The 15,893-nt window shown below is 68.0% G+C and carries 13 protein-coding genes; 2 read left to right on the top strand and 11 right to left on the bottom strand.

Features of this window, described 5'->3' with window-relative positions:
- Nucleotides 1-48: 48 nt before the first annotated feature.
- Nucleotides 49-339, bottom strand: a complete 291-nt coding sequence (locus tag D9601_RS10085; protein WP_198353868.1) for an RNA-binding S4 domain-containing protein — start codon at nt 337-339, stop codon at nt 49-51.
- A gap of 67 nt (nt 340-406) precedes the next feature.
- Entirely contained in the window at nt 407-2,881 is a 2,475-nt protein-coding gene (locus D9601_RS10080) for a helicase-related protein (protein WP_198353867.1), read from the bottom strand.
- A 251-nt stretch (nt 2,882-3,132) separates the two neighbouring features.
- On the opposite strand from D9601_RS10080, the gene D9601_RS10075 reads away from it, so the two are divergent.
- Nucleotides 3,133-4,626, top strand: coding sequence for a M23 family metallopeptidase (locus D9601_RS10075; protein ID WP_198353866.1), 1,494 nt, complete (start codon nt 3,133-3,135; stop codon nt 4,624-4,626).
- Nucleotides 4,627-4,893: 267 nt separating this feature from the next.
- Here D9601_RS10075 and D9601_RS10070 read toward each other — a convergent pair whose 3' ends face one another.
- The 5 genes from D9601_RS10070 to D9601_RS10050 form a co-directional block, all read right to left on the bottom strand.
- The gene (locus D9601_RS10070; protein WP_198353865.1) at nt 4,894-6,570 is read right to left on the bottom strand and encodes an ATP-binding protein; all 1,677 of its coding nucleotides are present in this window, start codon (nt 6,568-6,570) and stop codon (nt 4,894-4,896) included.
- 73 nt (nt 6,571-6,643) lie between these two features.
- Nucleotides 6,644-7,414 carry a TIGR02186 family protein gene (locus tag D9601_RS10065; RefSeq protein WP_198353864.1) on the bottom strand — a complete coding sequence of 257 codons (771 nt, stop codon included), beginning with the start codon at nt 7,412-7,414 and terminating at the stop codon, nt 6,644-6,646.
- On the bottom strand, nt 7,411-8,325 hold the full coding sequence (locus D9601_RS10060) for a sulfite exporter TauE/SafE family protein (protein WP_198353863.1): 915 nt from the start codon (nt 8,323-8,325) through the stop codon (nt 7,411-7,413). The genes D9601_RS10065 and D9601_RS10060 overlap by 4 nt, the downstream gene beginning before the upstream one ends.
- Before the next feature lie 39 nt (nt 8,326-8,364).
- Nucleotides 8,365-8,937 carry a hypothetical protein gene (locus tag D9601_RS10055; RefSeq protein ID WP_198353862.1) on the bottom strand — a complete coding sequence of 191 codons (573 nt, stop codon included), beginning with the start codon at nt 8,935-8,937 and terminating at the stop codon, nt 8,365-8,367.
- Nucleotides 8,938-9,452: 515 nt separating this feature from the next.
- Nucleotides 9,453-10,829, bottom strand: a complete 1,377-nt coding sequence (locus D9601_RS10050) for a glycosyl transferase family protein (protein ID WP_332837967.1) — start codon at nt 10,827-10,829, stop codon at nt 9,453-9,455.
- Between the two features lie 120 nt (nt 10,830-10,949).
- Here D9601_RS10050 and D9601_RS10045 point away from each other — a divergent pair, with 120 nt between their 5' ends.
- A complete protein-coding gene (locus D9601_RS10045; RefSeq protein WP_198353860.1) occupies nt 10,950-11,744 on the top strand; it encodes a DUF72 domain-containing protein in 795 nt (264 codons plus the stop codon).
- A gap of 16 nt (nt 11,745-11,760) precedes the next feature.
- On the opposite strand, the gene D9601_RS10040 is transcribed toward D9601_RS10045, so the two are convergent.
- The 4 genes from D9601_RS10040 to mnmG are packed head-to-tail and all read right to left on the bottom strand — an operon-like array spanning nt 11,761 to nt 15,885.
- The gene (locus D9601_RS10040) at nt 11,761-12,672 is read right to left on the bottom strand and encodes a ParB/RepB/Spo0J family partition protein (RefSeq protein ID WP_198353859.1); all 912 of its coding nucleotides are present in this window, start codon (nt 12,670-12,672) and stop codon (nt 11,761-11,763) included.
- Nucleotides 12,669-13,448, bottom strand: coding sequence for a ParA family protein (locus tag D9601_RS10035; RefSeq protein ID WP_332837966.1), 780 nt, complete (start codon nt 13,446-13,448; stop codon nt 12,669-12,671). The genes D9601_RS10040 and D9601_RS10035 overlap by 4 nt, the downstream gene beginning before the upstream one ends.
- Complete coding sequence (gene rsmG / locus D9601_RS10030; protein ID WP_198353858.1) at nt 13,445-14,050, bottom strand: 16S rRNA (guanine(527)-N(7))-methyltransferase RsmG; 606 nt, start codon at nt 14,048-14,050, stop codon at nt 13,445-13,447. The genes D9601_RS10035 and rsmG overlap by 4 nt, the downstream gene beginning before the upstream one ends.
- Entirely contained in the window at nt 14,047-15,885 is a 1,839-nt protein-coding gene (gene mnmG, locus D9601_RS10025) for a tRNA uridine-5-carboxymethylaminomethyl(34) synthesis enzyme MnmG (RefSeq protein ID WP_198353857.1), read from the bottom strand. Before mnmG ends, rsmG begins: the two co-directional genes overlap by 4 nt.
- Nucleotides 15,886-15,893: the final 8 nt, after the last annotated feature.

The raw sequence follows: 15,893 nt of genomic DNA, 5'->3' as shown, positions 1-15,893 counted from the left end.
GCGCCAGTATCACGAACGGCCGGCTGCTATGCCGCGTTCCCGCCCGCGTCAATCGGATCGCGCCGCCTGCGAGACGTTCGCACCGGTGGCGACGATCAGCTCCTGATAGCAGGCGCGCGCTTCCGGGGCCGGACCACGACGTGCCGGCAGCGACTCGACGCGCAGCACCCGCACCTCGCCGTGCAGCGCGAAGGTCAGGATATTGCCGACCCGGACCGGGGCGTGCGCGCGATCGATGACGCGGCCGTCGATGCGCAGATGGCCATCGCAGGCGATCGCCTGCGCGCGTTCCCGCGTCTTTGCCAGCCGGGCGAACCACAGGAACCGGTCGAGCCGCATCGCACCGCCCGATGCTGCCGGTTCGGTCCCCGCCCGCTCAGCCCCTGCCCGATCAGCCCCTGCCCGCTCACCCATGGCGCATCAGTCCGGCCAGGGCCGCAAAGGCGCCGGTCGGCGGCGCCGCCGGTGCCGGCGCCCGCCGCGGCGCGCGCCGGCCACGCCATTCCCAGCCCGGCGTCTCGCCGCGCGTCGGCCGGAAGCCCAGTTCCGCCATCAACCGGTCCAGCGTCGCCGGCTCCAGCCCGATCGAGGTGGCCAGCGCCGTGTCCGGCACGAACGGTGCCCGCCCCTCGCGCGCGTCATGCGCCGCCCGCGCGATCCGCTCGACCAGATCGACCCGCACTGCTTGGCCGGCGAGCGGGCGGAAGCCGCTGCCCAGCACCGCACCCGGCGTGCCGCGCGCCAGCACGGTCGCCCCCTCGCGTGCGACCGGCGGCACCGGCCCGCGCAACGCGAGCAGCGCCCGCCGCCAGCGCGCCGCCGCCGGCTTGAGCAATCGCGGGTCGAACAGGTCGAGCGCACCGATCGTCACCCCCGCCTTGCGCAGCCGCTTGCGCGCCTCGCCGTCGAGCGCGGTCAGCGGCTCGTGCAGCAGAACCCGCGGCGCCAGCCCGCCCGCCGCCTCCAGCTCGCCCGCGACGACGCGTAGCGCCGGCGTCGCCGCCGGGTCGCGCGCGATCCCCGCCAACGCGACCAGCGCCGGCAGCTGCCGCGCCAGCATCGCCTCCAGCCAGCGTTGCAACCGCGCCTGCACCGCCTCGCGCTGCGCCTTGTCGAGACAGTCGAGATCGCGATCGAGCTTGAGCTGCGGCCGCGCCACCGACGCACCGGCGGAAAGCCGCGCGACGGCATGGCCGCGCCAGGCGATTGTCGCCTCTTCGGTCAGCGTCAGTTCGCCGTCCGCCGCCGCGACCAGCGCCTCGGCACGCCGCCCGCGCTCGCCCGTCAGCCGTTTCTCCGCCGCAGCGAGCAGCAGCCTTCGGTCGCCCGCCCGCGCACTCGGATCGACAGTAAAGCGGAAGCCGTCGAGCCGGCCGATCGCATGATCCTCGACCAGTACCTCGCCTTCGGGCCCGATCGTCACCGGCAACGCGCCGGCGTCGGCGCCGATCTGGCGGATCAGCGCGGTGGTGCGCTTGTCGACGAAGCGTTGCGTCAGGCTGGCGTGCAGGCCGTCGGACAGCCGCTCCTCGATGCTGCGCGTCCGCTCCGCCCAGACCTGCGGCTCGGCCAGCCAGTCGGGCCGGTGGGCGATATAGGCATAGGTGCGGATCGCCGCGATCCGTCCCGCGATCGTCTCGACGTCGCCGGCGATCGTGTCGAGCCGCGCGATCTCGTCGGCGAACCATTGGTGCGGCGCGACCATCCGCCCCTCGCTCAGATAACCGAACAGCCGGCTGACGAAGCGCGCATGCGGATCGAGCCCGAGCTTGCGGAAATCGGGCAGGCCGCACGCCGCCCACAGCCGCTTGACCATCGCGGGGCTGCGCGTCCGGTCGCGCACCCACGGCTCGTCCGCTAGCCGCTTGAGCACGGCCAGATCGGTCGCCTGCGGGGCGGCGATCAACACCCCCGGCTCCGGCCGCCGCTCCAGGCTGGCGACCAGCGCGTCGATGCTGCCGAAATCGGGCTCGCCGTTGCGCCAATAGAGATGCTCGATCGGCCGGAAGCGATGCTCCTCGATGCTGAGCACTTCTTCGGGCAGGAAGGCGCCCGGTCCGTCCTCGCTGATCGCGCCGAACGTGCCGTCGCGCTGGTGCCGCCCGGCGCGGCCGGCGATCTGCGCCATCTCCGCGACGGTCAGCCGCCGCTGCCGCCGGCCGTCGAACTTGTTGAGTCCGGCGAAAGCGACATGCGCAACGTCCATGTTGAGGCCCATGCCGATTGCGTCGGTCGCGACCAGATAGTCGACCTCGCCCGCCTGGAACATCGCCACCTGCGCATTGCGCGTGCGCGGGGAGAGCGCCCCCATCACCACCGCCGCGCCGCCGCGCAACCGCCGCAGCATCTCGGCGACGGCATAGACCTCCTCCGCGCTGAACGCGACGATCGCGGACCGTTTGGGCAGCCGGCTGATCTTCTTGGCGCCGGCATAGGTCAGCTTCGAGAAGCGCGGCCGGCCGATGATCTCCGCCTCGGGCACCAGCGCGCGGATCATCGGGCGCAGCGTCTCCGAACCCAGGATCATCGTCTCCTCGCGCCCGCGCCGGCGCAGCAGCCGGTCGGTGAAGACATGGCCGCGTTCGGGATCGCTGCCGAGCTGCGCCTCGTCGAGCGCGACGAAGGCGGCGTCGTGCTCGGGCATCGATTCCGCCGTGCACAGGAACCAGCGCGCATTGGGCGGGACGATCTTCTCCTCGCCGGTGACCAGCGCGACCTGGTCCGGCCCCTTGATCCGCACCACCCGATCATAGACCTCGCGGGCGAGCAGGCGCAGCGGAAAGCCCATGATGCCGCTGGAATGGCCGCACATTCGCTCGACGGCGAGATGGGTCTTGCCGGTATTGGTCGGTCCGAGGACCGCGGTGACGGCACCTGTCATGCCGCCAACATCGGGACTCTGCCGCCCCTGCGCAATAACTTATCCGCACCTGCCGTTGTGGTGCGACGGGACGCACTCGCCCCCGCGCCTCGTCCAGCGCCCGCCCCGCCGCACCGCCGACACGCCCCGTCGCAGCGCAGCCCGCCGGAATCCCCGGTTAATTTGACTTTAGCATCTCGCCTGCACAACGCTGCGACCCACGCCGGGGGGAACGCGGCGCTGAGTTCTTGTAGGCATAGGGCGTCGCGCGCGTGTTTCTCCGCAACGAAACCGGTATCGAACTGGCCGGTGGCACCACCGCACGGGCCTTGCCCGGCATCCGCCCCCTCGCCGCGCCGCGCAAGCCGATCGACCGCTGGCTTGCCGCCGCGGCCGAGATCGACTGGGTTCCCGACCTCGGCGCCCGGATCGGCAGCCGCGACTGGTGGCGTGGCCTCGCCACCTGCACCGCACTGGCCGCCGGCGCCTGGCTGATCGCACCCGGCATCGGCCGGCCGCTGCTCGGCGCCGTCCCCGCGCCGCTGACTGGCACCGCCTGGGAAGAGACGCGGGCGCAGGGGATCGCGCCGCTCGGCTGGGGCGCCGACACTGGCCACCGCATGGCCGCCAACGATCTCGTCGTGCCGCTCGCCGAAGCGCCGGAGCGGCCGATCGTCGAACTCAATGCGACGCTGGGTGACGGCGACGCGCTCGACCGCGTGCTGATGCGTGCCGGCGTCGGCCGCGGCGATGCGCAGCGGGCCGCCGCCTTGGTCGCCCAGACCACCGACCTCGACGATATCCAGACCGGTACGCGGATCGCGCTGACGCTCGGCCGTCGCCCGACCAAGACGGTGGCGCGGCCGCTGGAGAAGCTGGCGATGCGCGCCCGCTTTGATCTCAACGTCACGCTTAACCGTGCCGGCGACCAATTGGCGATGACGCGCCAGCCGATCGCGATCGATTCGACGCCGCTGCGCATCCACGGCCTTGTCGGCAGCAGCCTGTACCGCTCGGCCCGTGCCGCTGGCGCGCCGGCGCGGGTGGTCGAAAGCTATATCAAGGCGCTGGCGACACGGCTGTCGATCGGCCGCGACGTCCATGCCGCCGACAATTTCGACCTGATCGTCGAGCGCGAGCGCGCCGCCACCGGCGAGGTCCGGCTCGGCAACCTGCTGTTCGCTGGCATCGACCAGGGCCGGCGCACGCTCCAGCTCGTCCGCTGGCAACGCGGCAGCGACGGCGGTGCCGATGGTGACCATCCAACCTGGTTCGACGCCAAGGGACAGACCGAGCGCCACGGGTTCATGGGCATGCCCGTCGCCGGTCATGTCACCTCCAGCTTCGGTCTGCGCATGCACCCGCTGCTCGGCTTCATGCGGATGCATAAGGGCATGGACATCGGCGCGCGCTACGGCTCGCCGATCTATGCCGTGCTCGACGGCGTCGTCCAGTCGGCGGGCCGGTCGGGCGGCTACGGCAATTTCGTCAAGCTCGGCCATAGCGGCGGCCTCGCCAGTGGCTATGGTCACATGAGCCGCATCGCCGTGTCGCGCGGCGAGCGCGTCCATCAGGGCCAGGTGATCGGCTATGTCGGCTCGACCGGCCTGTCGACCGGACCGCATCTTCATTGGGAGGTGTGGCGCAACGGCCAGACGATCAACCCGCGCTCGATCTCCTTCGCCAGCACCGAGACGCTGTCGGGTGCCGAGCGCCGCCGTTTCGACGCCTGGGTCGCCCGCCTCCGGGCCGTTCACACGGGCTGACGAAGGGGCGGGCTCGACGCTTCTACGCCCGCCGGCCCGTCACCCCGGACGTGTTCCGGGGTCCACGGTCACGCAAACGCCTATGCCGGTTGCCACGCGGAAGGGTGGATGCCGGCACAAGTCCGGCATGACGGAATGCTTTCCTACAAGACCCGGTCTTGGTAGCCTCGACCCGGCTCTTTCTCAGCATCAGCAACATTCGCAATGCCGGCGGATTGGCCAACGCAACGTTCAGGCGTCAAAAGTGTCAAGACTCGCGGGTGGGACTTAGCGCCCCTGCGCGCGCCAACGCTGCACGGTGCGCTGCAGGATGCCGTCCTCGCCGCCGGTCTCGCGCCACAGTCGCGAGAACAGCGGATCGCCGGACGCCGGCCGCTTGTCGTCGTCCAGCGCATCGAAGCTGACGCGGATCGGTACCGCGACACCCTCGCCGCAAACGATGCATTCGCGATTGCGCAGCGCCGGGATCGAATCGAGGAAACCGCGCGCGCCCTCCGGCATCGCCGCGCGCACGAAGGCCTGGTCGCGTTCGTTGTTGAGGCGCATCGCGATGATCGTACCGCACTGCGACAGCACGCCTTCCTCGAGATCGGAGGGCCGCTGCGTGATCAGTCCCAGGCTGACGCCGTATTTGCGCCCTTCCTTGGCGATGCGGCTGAGGATGCGACCGACCGCCGAGCCCCGTTCGTTACGGCCGCTCGGGATGTAGCGATGCGCTTCCTCGCAGACGAGCAGGATCGGCCGCTGCGGCTCGTTGCGCGACCAGATCGCATAGTCGAAGGTCATCCGGCTGAGCACCGCGACCACCACCGCGGTGATCTCCGACGGCACGCCGGACACGTCGACGATCGAGATCGGCCGGCCGTCGCCCGGCATGCGGAAGATCCGCGCCAGGAAGTCGGTCATTGTGTCGGCGACCAACATGCCGGAGAACATGAAGGAATAGCGCGGATCGGCCTTGATCTCGTCGATCTTGGTCTTGAGGCGCAGATAGGGTGCGGTATCGCCCGCCCGATCCAGCTTGCCCATGTCCGCCTGGATGAATTGGGTCAGGTCGGACAGCAGATAGGGGATGGGCGCGTCGACCGTCAGCTTAGCGATCTCCTGCCCCAGCCGATTCTTGCCGCGGGCGGCGAGCAGGCATTTGGCGAGGATATCGGCGTCGAGCTGTCGATCGGCACCGCTGCTGGTCAGGAAGACTTCGCAATGTTCCTCGAAGTTCATCAGCCAGTAGGGCATCGCCAGATTGCTGACGTCGAAGATCGCGCCGGTGCCGCGGAACGCCGCGGCATATTCGCCATGCGGATCGATCATCACGACGTGGCCCTGCGGCGCCAGTTCGCAGATCCGGTGCAGGATCAGCGCGGCGCTGGTCGACTTGCCGGTACCGGTCGATCCGACCAGCGCGAAATGCTTGCCCAGCATCGCGTCGACGTACAGCGCGGCGCGCACGTCGCGGGTTGGATAGACGGTGCCGATCTGGATATGCGGCACGTCGGCGGCGGAGTAGACCTGACGCAGGTCGGCGGTGGTGATCGGGAAGACCTCGCCGCCCGGGATCGGATAGCGGGTGACGCCGCGACGGAAGTTGTACAGCTTGCCGGTCAGCCGCTCCTCGTCGCCTTCGCCCAGGAAATCGATGTCGGCGCGCACCCATTCGTTGCTGCCGGGGTCGAGCGCCAGGGCGCGGATATTGGCGATCAGCCAGATACCGCCGACCCGCATCTTGATCTGGCCGCCGACCTGACCGGCCGTGGCGACGACGGGGTCGGGATCCTGCGCGATGATCTCCAGCGCCGCCCGGTCGAGCAACACGCGGCTGCTCGCGCCCGCGATCGCGGTGACGCAACCGATCGGCGTCAACGTCGCCAGGCCGCCGATCGCGGCGGCCCCGCCCAACGGTACCGCATTGTCGAACGCTCGCGGTCCCGGCATCTCACTCATCACGACGCGCCTCATAGCTGTGCGATTGCAGGCTATGGCGACCAAGCGATTAAAATTGGGTGAGGAAGCCTGCCTAGACCCGGCGCGCGATCTGCCCGGCCGTCCAGCCGAGCAGCACCGACAGCGCCACCGCAGTCAGCCCGTACAGGATCGAGGACCGCTCCGCCGCACGCGCGACGAACCGCTCGAATCCCGATTTGCGAATATCGATGTCGCGCACCGCCGCCGCCAGCACCCGGCCGTCGCGGATCAGGAAGGTTTCCGCGGTGAACCGCCCGACCGGCACGCGTGCCGGGATCGTCAGCCGCGCGCGATACAGCACGCCGTCGGTGATCTCCACCGCCTGCGGCGCCTCGACATAGAGGCCGCCGCGTCGCTTGAGGTCGACCAGCCCGCGCTGGAAGCGCTCTTGCACCGCACTGATCGTGCCCGCGCCCGGCGACAATTGCAGGCTGCCAAGGCCGAGTTCGTAGATGGCGCGGGTCCGCTCGTCGACGATCCGCTCGATCGGCCGTGAGGAGGCCAGCGCATAGAATGACGGGGCCGAACTGTACCGCTGGCTGTGGGCATTGACCCAGATACCGGCGACCTTCTCCTTCTCCCGCACCAACACCGGCTGGGTCGGCCCCTTGACCACCACGACGATGTCCGCCGGCGCCTCGCCGCGCGGCGTCCGGCCGCCGGGATAGAGGATCGCGCCGAACAGCAAGAGCTCGGCACCGGTGAAACTATAGGCGATCTCGATGTCGCGCTGCGAGACATCGGGCACCAGGACCGGTTTGTCGGCGGCCATCGTCTGCGCCATCAGCAAGGGCGCGGCGAGCGCCAGCAAACGCGCTCTCATGTCAGCTCGACCGAGAAGAGATCCTCCGGCCGCCAGACCAAGCCGAGCAGGATGCGTGTACCGACCAGCAGCACCATGATCGCTAGCGCGAGCCGCAAATATTCCGGCTTCACCCGCGTCGCGAAGCGCGCGCCGAGCTGCGCGCCGGTCACCGATCCGACCAGCAACAGCGCGGCGAGCACGATGTCGACCGCCTTGGTCGTCGTCGCATGGACCATCGTCGCAGCCGCGGTGACGAACAGTGTCTGGAACAAGCTGGTGCCAACGACGACATTGGTCGCCATGCCGAGCAGATAGATCATTGCCGGCACCAGGATGAAGCCGCCGCCGATACCGAGCAGGATGGTCAGGATGCCTGTCGAGAAGCCGAGCAGCAGCGGCGCCAGCGGCGAGATGTACAGGCCCGAGGCGTAGAAGCGCGTGCGCAAGGGCAGTGCGGCGACCAGCGGGTGATGGCGGCGCTTGCGCGGCCGTGGCCGGCCGCCGCCGCGGCTGGCACGGATCGCGCCGATCGATTCACGCGCCATGGTGAAGCCGATGAAGCCGAGCATCAGCACATAGACGACGCCGATCACCGTATCGATCTGGCCGCTTTCTTGTAGCAGCCGGAAGATCCAGGCGCCCGCGAAGCTGCCGACGATACCGCCGGCGACGAGCACGCCGCCCATTTTCACGTCGACCCCGCCACGTTGAAAATGGGCAAATACGCCCGACACGCTCGCCCCGGTCACCTGACTCGCTGACGAGGCTGCCGCCACCGTCGGCGGGATGCCATAGATGATCAGCAGCGGCGTCGTCAGAAAGCCGCCGCCGACGCCGAACATCCCCGACAGCAGTCCGACTCCGCCGCCCAGCAACACGATCACCAGCGCGTTGACCGAGAGATTGGCGATCGGAAGGTACAGGTCCATGCCCCTTCGTTATAGGCGCCAGGGCAGCGCCCGCGACCCCTAAAAGTCGCTTCCCAGCCCAATTGCTGGCCCGGACCCGGGCCGTGCCCGGCCGGCGATCCGCTGTCGCCAATCCGCCGCCAGACGCAGCTGACGCGGCCCGACCGGCAGCGTCATGGCGAGCGTCGGCCCCACATCCAGCCGCGCCGCGTCGCGCTGTACCCCGCCCCAGGCGCCGAGACCCACGGCGATACCGGAACCGTGATCGGCCCGGATGGGCGTCGTCAGCCGCAGCGATCCGTCGGCAAAGCCATCGGGGCGACGCCGACCGACGATGCCCGCTTGCGCATATCCCTCGATCGTCACGCTAGGGGTGACCGCCTGCGGTCCGACGCCGCCGATCACGCCGAGCGTCACGCCGCCCCGCCCGTGGTCCAGCGCCATCCGATGCTCCGCGATCACATGCACCGGCCAACGCATCGGCTGCCAATCCAATCCCACTGCCCCCTCCGTGCCGCGGCTTGCCAATGCCGTTGCGAGCCGGGCGGACAGAACGAGCCGCGGGCTCTCGCTGACCCGATAGGTCAGCCGCACACCCGTCTGCGAGCCGCCGAGCAGGCTCCCCGATATCACGGGAGAAGAGTCACTCCGCGCCACCAGCCAGACACTCCCGGCCAGTCTCTTTTGCGATGGCAACGGCATACGCTGTTGAAATCGTGGTGTAGACGAAGCGAGGGGCAGTGCATCCGGAAGCATGTCCTCGGTCCCAGCCAATCTGTTCGCATCGGTCGGTCTTGCCCGCGGTGCTGGCGTCGGTTCGTTCTTGGTTTCCAGCGGCCCTTGCTCACCGGACGACTCCGCCGTCTTGCGTGTATTTGACGGCCGATCAATCGCCACGCGGGGAGCCTTCTCCCTTTGCAGCGGCGCCTTGGGGCCTCCGTGGGCCATCGCGACCGCCGGTGGAGCGACGCCGATCCTCAGTTCGTCTTTCCGCTCGGCGGCGCCGATTGTGGGCATAGCTCTCTCGGGCGGGAGGTCCGTGTCGGACGGCGTCGGTGCTGCGTTTCCCGGCACGAACCACAATGCCAGCAGGCGTCCTGCAACCCACATCGTCAGAACCGCTCCGACGAACCACAGGGGTTGCCCCCTTATGCCGGGCCTGTTGCCGCCCACGACGGAAAGACATGGCTGGTCTTGTCCCACGCGACGTGCCGGCCGTTGAGCAGGAGCAGGTATCGCACCATTGCGCGCGGCGCCGCACAGAGCGCGACCAGATTGGCCATCAGGAACCGCGGCAGGGCCCGGCCTCCTTCACGCCAGCCGTAACAGCTGGCGGTGCAGGTCACACGGACGGTCAGCCGCCACATCAGCAGGATCGCGGTTGCAATTGTCATCCAGGGGGCGAGCCTCTCGCCGCGAGGCGCGATCTGCATCGTAAGATGGAGAAGACCCGCCAGAATCCACAGCAGCGCGGCGCCGTAGGCCACGGCGACGATCGGCACCGATAGGACCGCGCGCCGATCCCGCATCCGCATCCAATTGTCGCACAGGGCAGAGGATCGTGCCCAGCCCATGCGGTCCCATCCTGCCAATACGATCCCGGCGATCCATCGCGCCTTCTGGCGAGACGCCGCCCGCAATGTATCCGGGAAATACGCCCGAACCGCGATCAAGGAGCTGTCATCCGGGTCGCGCAGGCGTGCGAAATATGCGTTTCCGCCGAGCGCGGCGATCCGCAACCCCATTTCGTAGTCTTCGGTCAGGCTGCCCGCATCGAATGGCGCGCCGCCTCGCTCATCCGCCAGACGGGCCATCATCGTCCGGGCGATCGCACATCCGGTACCGGCGAGCGGCATCGCCGCGCGCAGGCGATTACGCACCGGCTGATGGACTCTATGCGCATAGGCGAATTCGTCCGCATAATGGCCCGACACCAGCGATCCCCGGCGGATCAGCGGCAGCACGGGCAGCTGCACCACGTCATGGTCGTCGAGCAGCGTATCGAACGCCTCCAGCTCGCGCGGGTGGACGACATCTTCAGCATCATGCAGAACGATCGCTCGAGCCCGGAAATCCTGCCGGCGCTCGTCGTCCAGCAAGGCGTGCCACAGCGTGTTCAGACACCCCGCCTTGGTCGTCGGGCCAGGCTCGGTGCCGACGACCATCCACACCCGCGAATCCCTGGCGGCGACATCGGCCACGGCCGCGATCGTCCGCGGGTCATTGGGATAGACGCCGACATAGATGCGATAGCGGCTATAATTAAAGCGCTCGAGCGCCGCCGTCAGCATCGCCCCGATCACCGCCGCCTCGTCCCAGGCCGGCACGAAGACGACCATCGGGTCCGACGATTCAACCGATTGTAGGACCAGAGCCGGTTCACATCCCGCTCCTCGCCGCGACGCGAACCATAGAAACAGAAGATCGACCACGGCATCGTCGATCCCGCCGATCATGATGCCCGTGGCTGCCAACAGCATCGACTCCCGCGCCGCGACGTCGACGATCCACGTCAGCTGTTCCACGCCCGAGTGCCCCCGCCCCCGCCACTGTGTCCGTAATGGATATATCAGATGCGATCGGCCGTGTCGACTATGGCCCATCGGCCAACAAACCGCCCTGAATCGCCGCTATAATCGCGCACCATGACAATTCGAATCGGTATCGGCGGCTGGACCTACGAGCCTTGGCGCGGCAGCTTCTACCCGGCGAAGTGGCCGCAGAAGCGCGAGCTCGATTATGCCGCAACGCGGGTCACCGCGATCGAGATCAACGGTACCTATTATTCCAGCTTCAAGCCGCAGAGCTTCGCCGGCTGGGCCAAGGCGGTGCCCGACGGCTTCGTCTTCACGCTCAAGGCATCGCGCTATTGTACCAATCGCAAGGTGCTCGCGGAGGCCGGGGAATCGGTCCAGCGATTCGTCAGCCAAGGCATTGTCGAGCTTGGCGACCGGCTTGGTCCGATACTCTGGCAGTTCAAGGCGACCAAGCGCTTTGACCCGGACGACATGCGTGCCTTTCTCGCTCTGTTGCCGCGTAGCCAAGACGGCGTGACGCTGCGGCATGCCGTCCAGGTACGTCACGAGAGCTTCGCCGACCCGGCCTTCGTCGCCATGGCGCGCGAGGCGAATGTCACCATCGTCTATGCCGAGTCCGCCGATTATCCCGCGATCGCCGACGTCACTGGCGACTTCGTCTACGCCCGACTGGAGAATGCGCAGGAGAGCGAACCTGAGGGCTATGATGCTGCCGCGCTGGATCGATGGGCCGTCATCACGCGCGAATGGGCGGCAGGCAGTCGACCCGCCGACCTGCCCTATGTCACCGCCGACGCGCCCCCAGCCGTACCGCGCGACACATTCGTCTTCTTCATCAACGGTGCCAAGATCCGCGCCCCGCATGGCGCAATGGCGCTGATCGACCGCGTCACGCCATGCTGACGAACTCGGCGGGTGATCAGATCGTATCGCCCGTCAGCCGCTGGCACACCATGTCGAGCTGGTCGAGCGTCGAATAGCCGAGCGTCAGCGTGCCGCCCTTGTCGTGATGGGCGATGCGGACGTTGAGACCAAGCAGGTCGGACAATTGCCGTTCGAGCGCAGCGATATCGGCATCCGGCTCCGCCCCCGCGGTGCGCTCCGCGTTGGCGGGGCGGCCACCCGGCCGTTCTGGTTTCGCACCCTTGGCGAGCTTCTCCGTCTCGCGGACCGTCAAACCACGGGCGACGACCTGCTCCGCCAGCGCCTCGACGTCACGCGCGCCGAGCAGCGCCCGCGCATGGCCCATCGACAGCGACCCGTCGGTGACCCGCGCCTGCACCGCATCGGGCAGTTCGAGCAGGCGCAGCAGATTGGCGACATGGCTGCGAGACTTGTGGACGATCTTCGCGAGCGCGTCCTGCGTGTGACCATATTCGCCGGCGAGCCGCTGATAGGCCTGCGCCTCTTCGATCGCGTTGAGATCCTGACGCTGGATGTTCTCGATCAGAGCGATTTCGAGCGTTTGCGCATCGTCGAACTCGCGGACGACGACCGGCACCTCGTGCAGCCTTGCCCGCTGTGCCGCGCGCCAGCGCCGCTCCCCCGCGACGATCTGGTAATCGTGGCCGTGCGGGCGGACGACGATCGGTTGGATCAGGCCACGCGCCGCGATCGACGCCGCCAGTTCGTTCAGCGCCGCCTCGTCGAAATGACGCCGCGGCTGATCCGGGTGGGGCGACAGCGCGCTGACCGGCAGCATCCGTACACCCGATGGTATCGCCGCTTTGTTGCCCGGTGCGACCGGCGCTTCGTTCGCCATCTCGCCGAGCAGGGCGCTGAGGCCCCGACCGAGCCCACCCGGCCGATTCCGCTTGCCGCCGTCACTCATGCCGCAACCGCCGGAGCCGGCAAGCGGGCGATCAGTTCACGCGCGAGATCGATATAGGCCTGCGATCCCGAGCATCGGTGATCGTAGATCAGCGCCGGCAGGCCATGGCTCGGCGCCTCGGACAGGCGCACGTTGCGCGGGATCACCGTGTCAAAGACAACGCGGCCGAGCACCGCACGCACATCGGCAGACACCTGGTCGGTCAGCCTGTTCCGGCGATCATACATGGTCAACGCGACGCCTAGGATCGCCAGCCCTGGATTGAATCGTTCGCGGATACGCTCCACCGTGGTCAGCAACTGGGACAACCCCTCCAGCGCGAAGAATTCGCATTGCAGCGGCACGAGCAACTTGTCCGCCGCAACCATGGCGTTGATCGTCAGCAAGCCCAGCGATGGCGGGCAGTCGACCAGGATGATGTCCCACACCCCCTGGGCCCGTCGCAGGGCGTGATCGAGCCGATGTGTCCGCGCATCGAACTCGACCAATTCTATCTCCGCGCCGGACAGGTCCACCGTCGCCGGCACGATATCAAGCCGCGGAACCTTGGTCGTCACCACGGCTTCGTCGATCTGTGCTTCGCCGATCAGCACATGATAACTCGATCGCTGCCGCTGCGCTTGGCCGATGCCAAGGCCCGTCGAAGCATTGCCTTGGGGGTCTAGATCGATCAGCAGCACCCGCTTTCCCGTCGCGGCGAGTGCCGTACCGAGATTGATAGCGCTGGTGGTCTTACCCACCCCGCCCTTTTGATTGGCCACCGCGATACAGGTCACGATTTGCGCTCCACCAAGAGGATCGATGAGTCTGCGGAGGTCAGGCTTTGTTTCACGTGAAACACCCATCCTCGATCACGCCGCAGCATCTGTAGCTGTTCTGGCTCGATCCGCCCACGCGGCAGGACCCAGCGCGTGTCCGATCTGGCGCAATGTGCCGCCGCATGCAAAAGCTTTTCGACCGACGCCACCGCCCGAGCGCTGATCACATCGTATCGACCCTCAACCTGCTCGACCCTGGAGGCGCGGACCGTCGCGCCAGACAGGCCGAGTTTCTCGACACATTCATTCAAGAACAGTGCGCGGCGGCGGCGCGGCTCAACCATCGTCACCTCGCCGTCGAACAGGATGGCCACCACCATACCTGGGAAGCCGCCGCCCGTCCCGACGTCAAGCCAGTCTCTCGCCCCCGACCCGGCATGATCGACCAGCTGCGCGGAATCGAGCGCGTGGCGAAGCCACAGCGCGTCGATCGTCGAAGGTGCGATCAGGTTCTGCTGAGCATTTTCCGCCCGCACCATATCGAGAAAGGCACCGACTTGCGCGCACAGCGTCTCGCCGAACTTCGCCGCGATCCAGCCGCGCGCTTCCTCTTCGGTCATGCCGCCGTCCTTTGCGCATGCAGGTAGATGGCCGAGAGTGCCGCTGGCGTAATACCCCGGATGCGGCCGGCCGCGCCCAGTGTCTCCGGCCGAGCCTTGCTCAATCGGTCGATCATCTCGTTCGACAGGCCCGGAACCGCGGCGAAGTCGATCGCCGTCGGCAAGCGCACGTTCTCGTCCCGGCGGAGCGCGGCGATTTCGTCAGCCTGCCGCTCCAGATAGGGGGCATAGCGCGCATCCTCCGCAATCTCCGATAGCACGTCGGCAGGGGCGATCTCATCGATACCCGGCACCAGCGCCGCCATCGTCACTCCGGGTATGCGGAGCCATTCGTAGGCGGATCGCCGGCTGCCATCCTGAGCGACCGCGAGACCCTGCAAAGCGAGGCTGGACGCGGTGAAGGTCGACGCCAGCGCTGCTTCCGCGCGAGCCCGCGCCTGCAATCGCCGTTGACGGTGACGGCGTCGGTCGGCGCCGAGGCAGCCCAAATGTTCGGCCTGTTCGCCAAGTCGCGTCTCGGCATTGTCGGCACGCAGGGATAGTCGATATTCGGCACGCGCCGTCAACATCCGATACGGCTCGGTCACGCCCTGCAAAACGAGGTCGTCGATCATCACACCGAGATAGCTGGTTCCGCGATCCAGGACGCAGGGTGCCATGTCACAGGCATAGGCCGCGGCGTTGAGGCCGGCGATCAACCCCTGCCCTGCCGCCTCTTCATAGCCGGTGGTGCCGTTGATCTGCCCCGCGCAGAACACGCCGGGGATGGCCGCCAATGCCAGTTGGCGATCGAGCGCGCGCGGATCGCAATAATCATATTCCACGGCGTAGCCGGCCATGGTGATCCGCGCCCGCTCCAGGCCAGGAATGCTCGCAATCATCGCCAGCTGAAGATCGACCGGCAGCGACGTCGACAGGCCATTGGGATAGACGATGGGGTCGTTCAGGCCCTCCGGCTCTAGGAACACCTGATGACCATCGCGATCGCCGAAGCGGAGGATCTTGTCTTCGATCGACGGACAATAACGGGGCCCCTGCCCCTCGATTGCGCCGCCGAACAGGGGCGATCGGTCGAGCCCGCCGCGGATGACGTCATGCGTCCGTGTCCCGGTCCGCGTAACGGCGCAGGCGATCTGCGGGTGGAGCCGACGTGCCGTCATCGGAGACATCGTCCACGGCTCGGCGTCGGACGCCTGCTCCTCCAGGCTCGCCCAGTCGATCGTCCGTGCATCCAGCCGTGGCGGCGTGCCGGTCTTCAGCCGCGCCATGGGCAGGCCGAGCGCGCGCAATTGCTCGCCGAGCCGCTTCGCTGGCCGTTCGCCAACCCGGCCACCCTCTTCTCGATCATCGCCACGAAACATCCGGGCACCCAGGAAGGTGCCGGTGGCGAGCACCACCGTCCTGCCGGCAATCCGGCTGCCGTCGGCGAGTACGACTCCGTCAACGTGACCGCCGTGGCCGATCGACAGGGCGTCGACATCACACTCGATAACGGTCAGCCTCGGCTCGGCCGCAAGCAAGCTCTGGATGGCTCGCGAATAGAGGCGGCGATCGGCTTGGATTCGCGGCCCCTGAACCGCCGCACCCTTGCTCCGGTTGAGCATGCGGTAATGGATAGCGGCGGCATCCGCTGCCCGCGCGATCAGTCCGTCAAAAGCATCGACCTCGCGGACGATATGCCCCTTGCCCAGCCCGCCGATCGCCGGGTTGCACGACATGGCGCCGATATGCCGCGCTTCGAAACTGACTAATGCTGTCCTCGCGCCACGACGCGCGGCCGCCGCGGCGGCTTCCGTGCCGGCGTGACCGCCACCGACAATTATGACATCGAACATGATGCAAT

It is taken from the genome of Sphingomonas sp. MA1305 (assembly GCF_016107325.1).
Lineage (GTDB): Bacteria > Pseudomonadota > Alphaproteobacteria > Sphingomonadales > Sphingomonadaceae > Sphingomonas.
The sequence above is the reverse complement of the archived record's forward strand: the minus strand, read 5'-3'. Positions and strand labels throughout refer to the sequence as shown.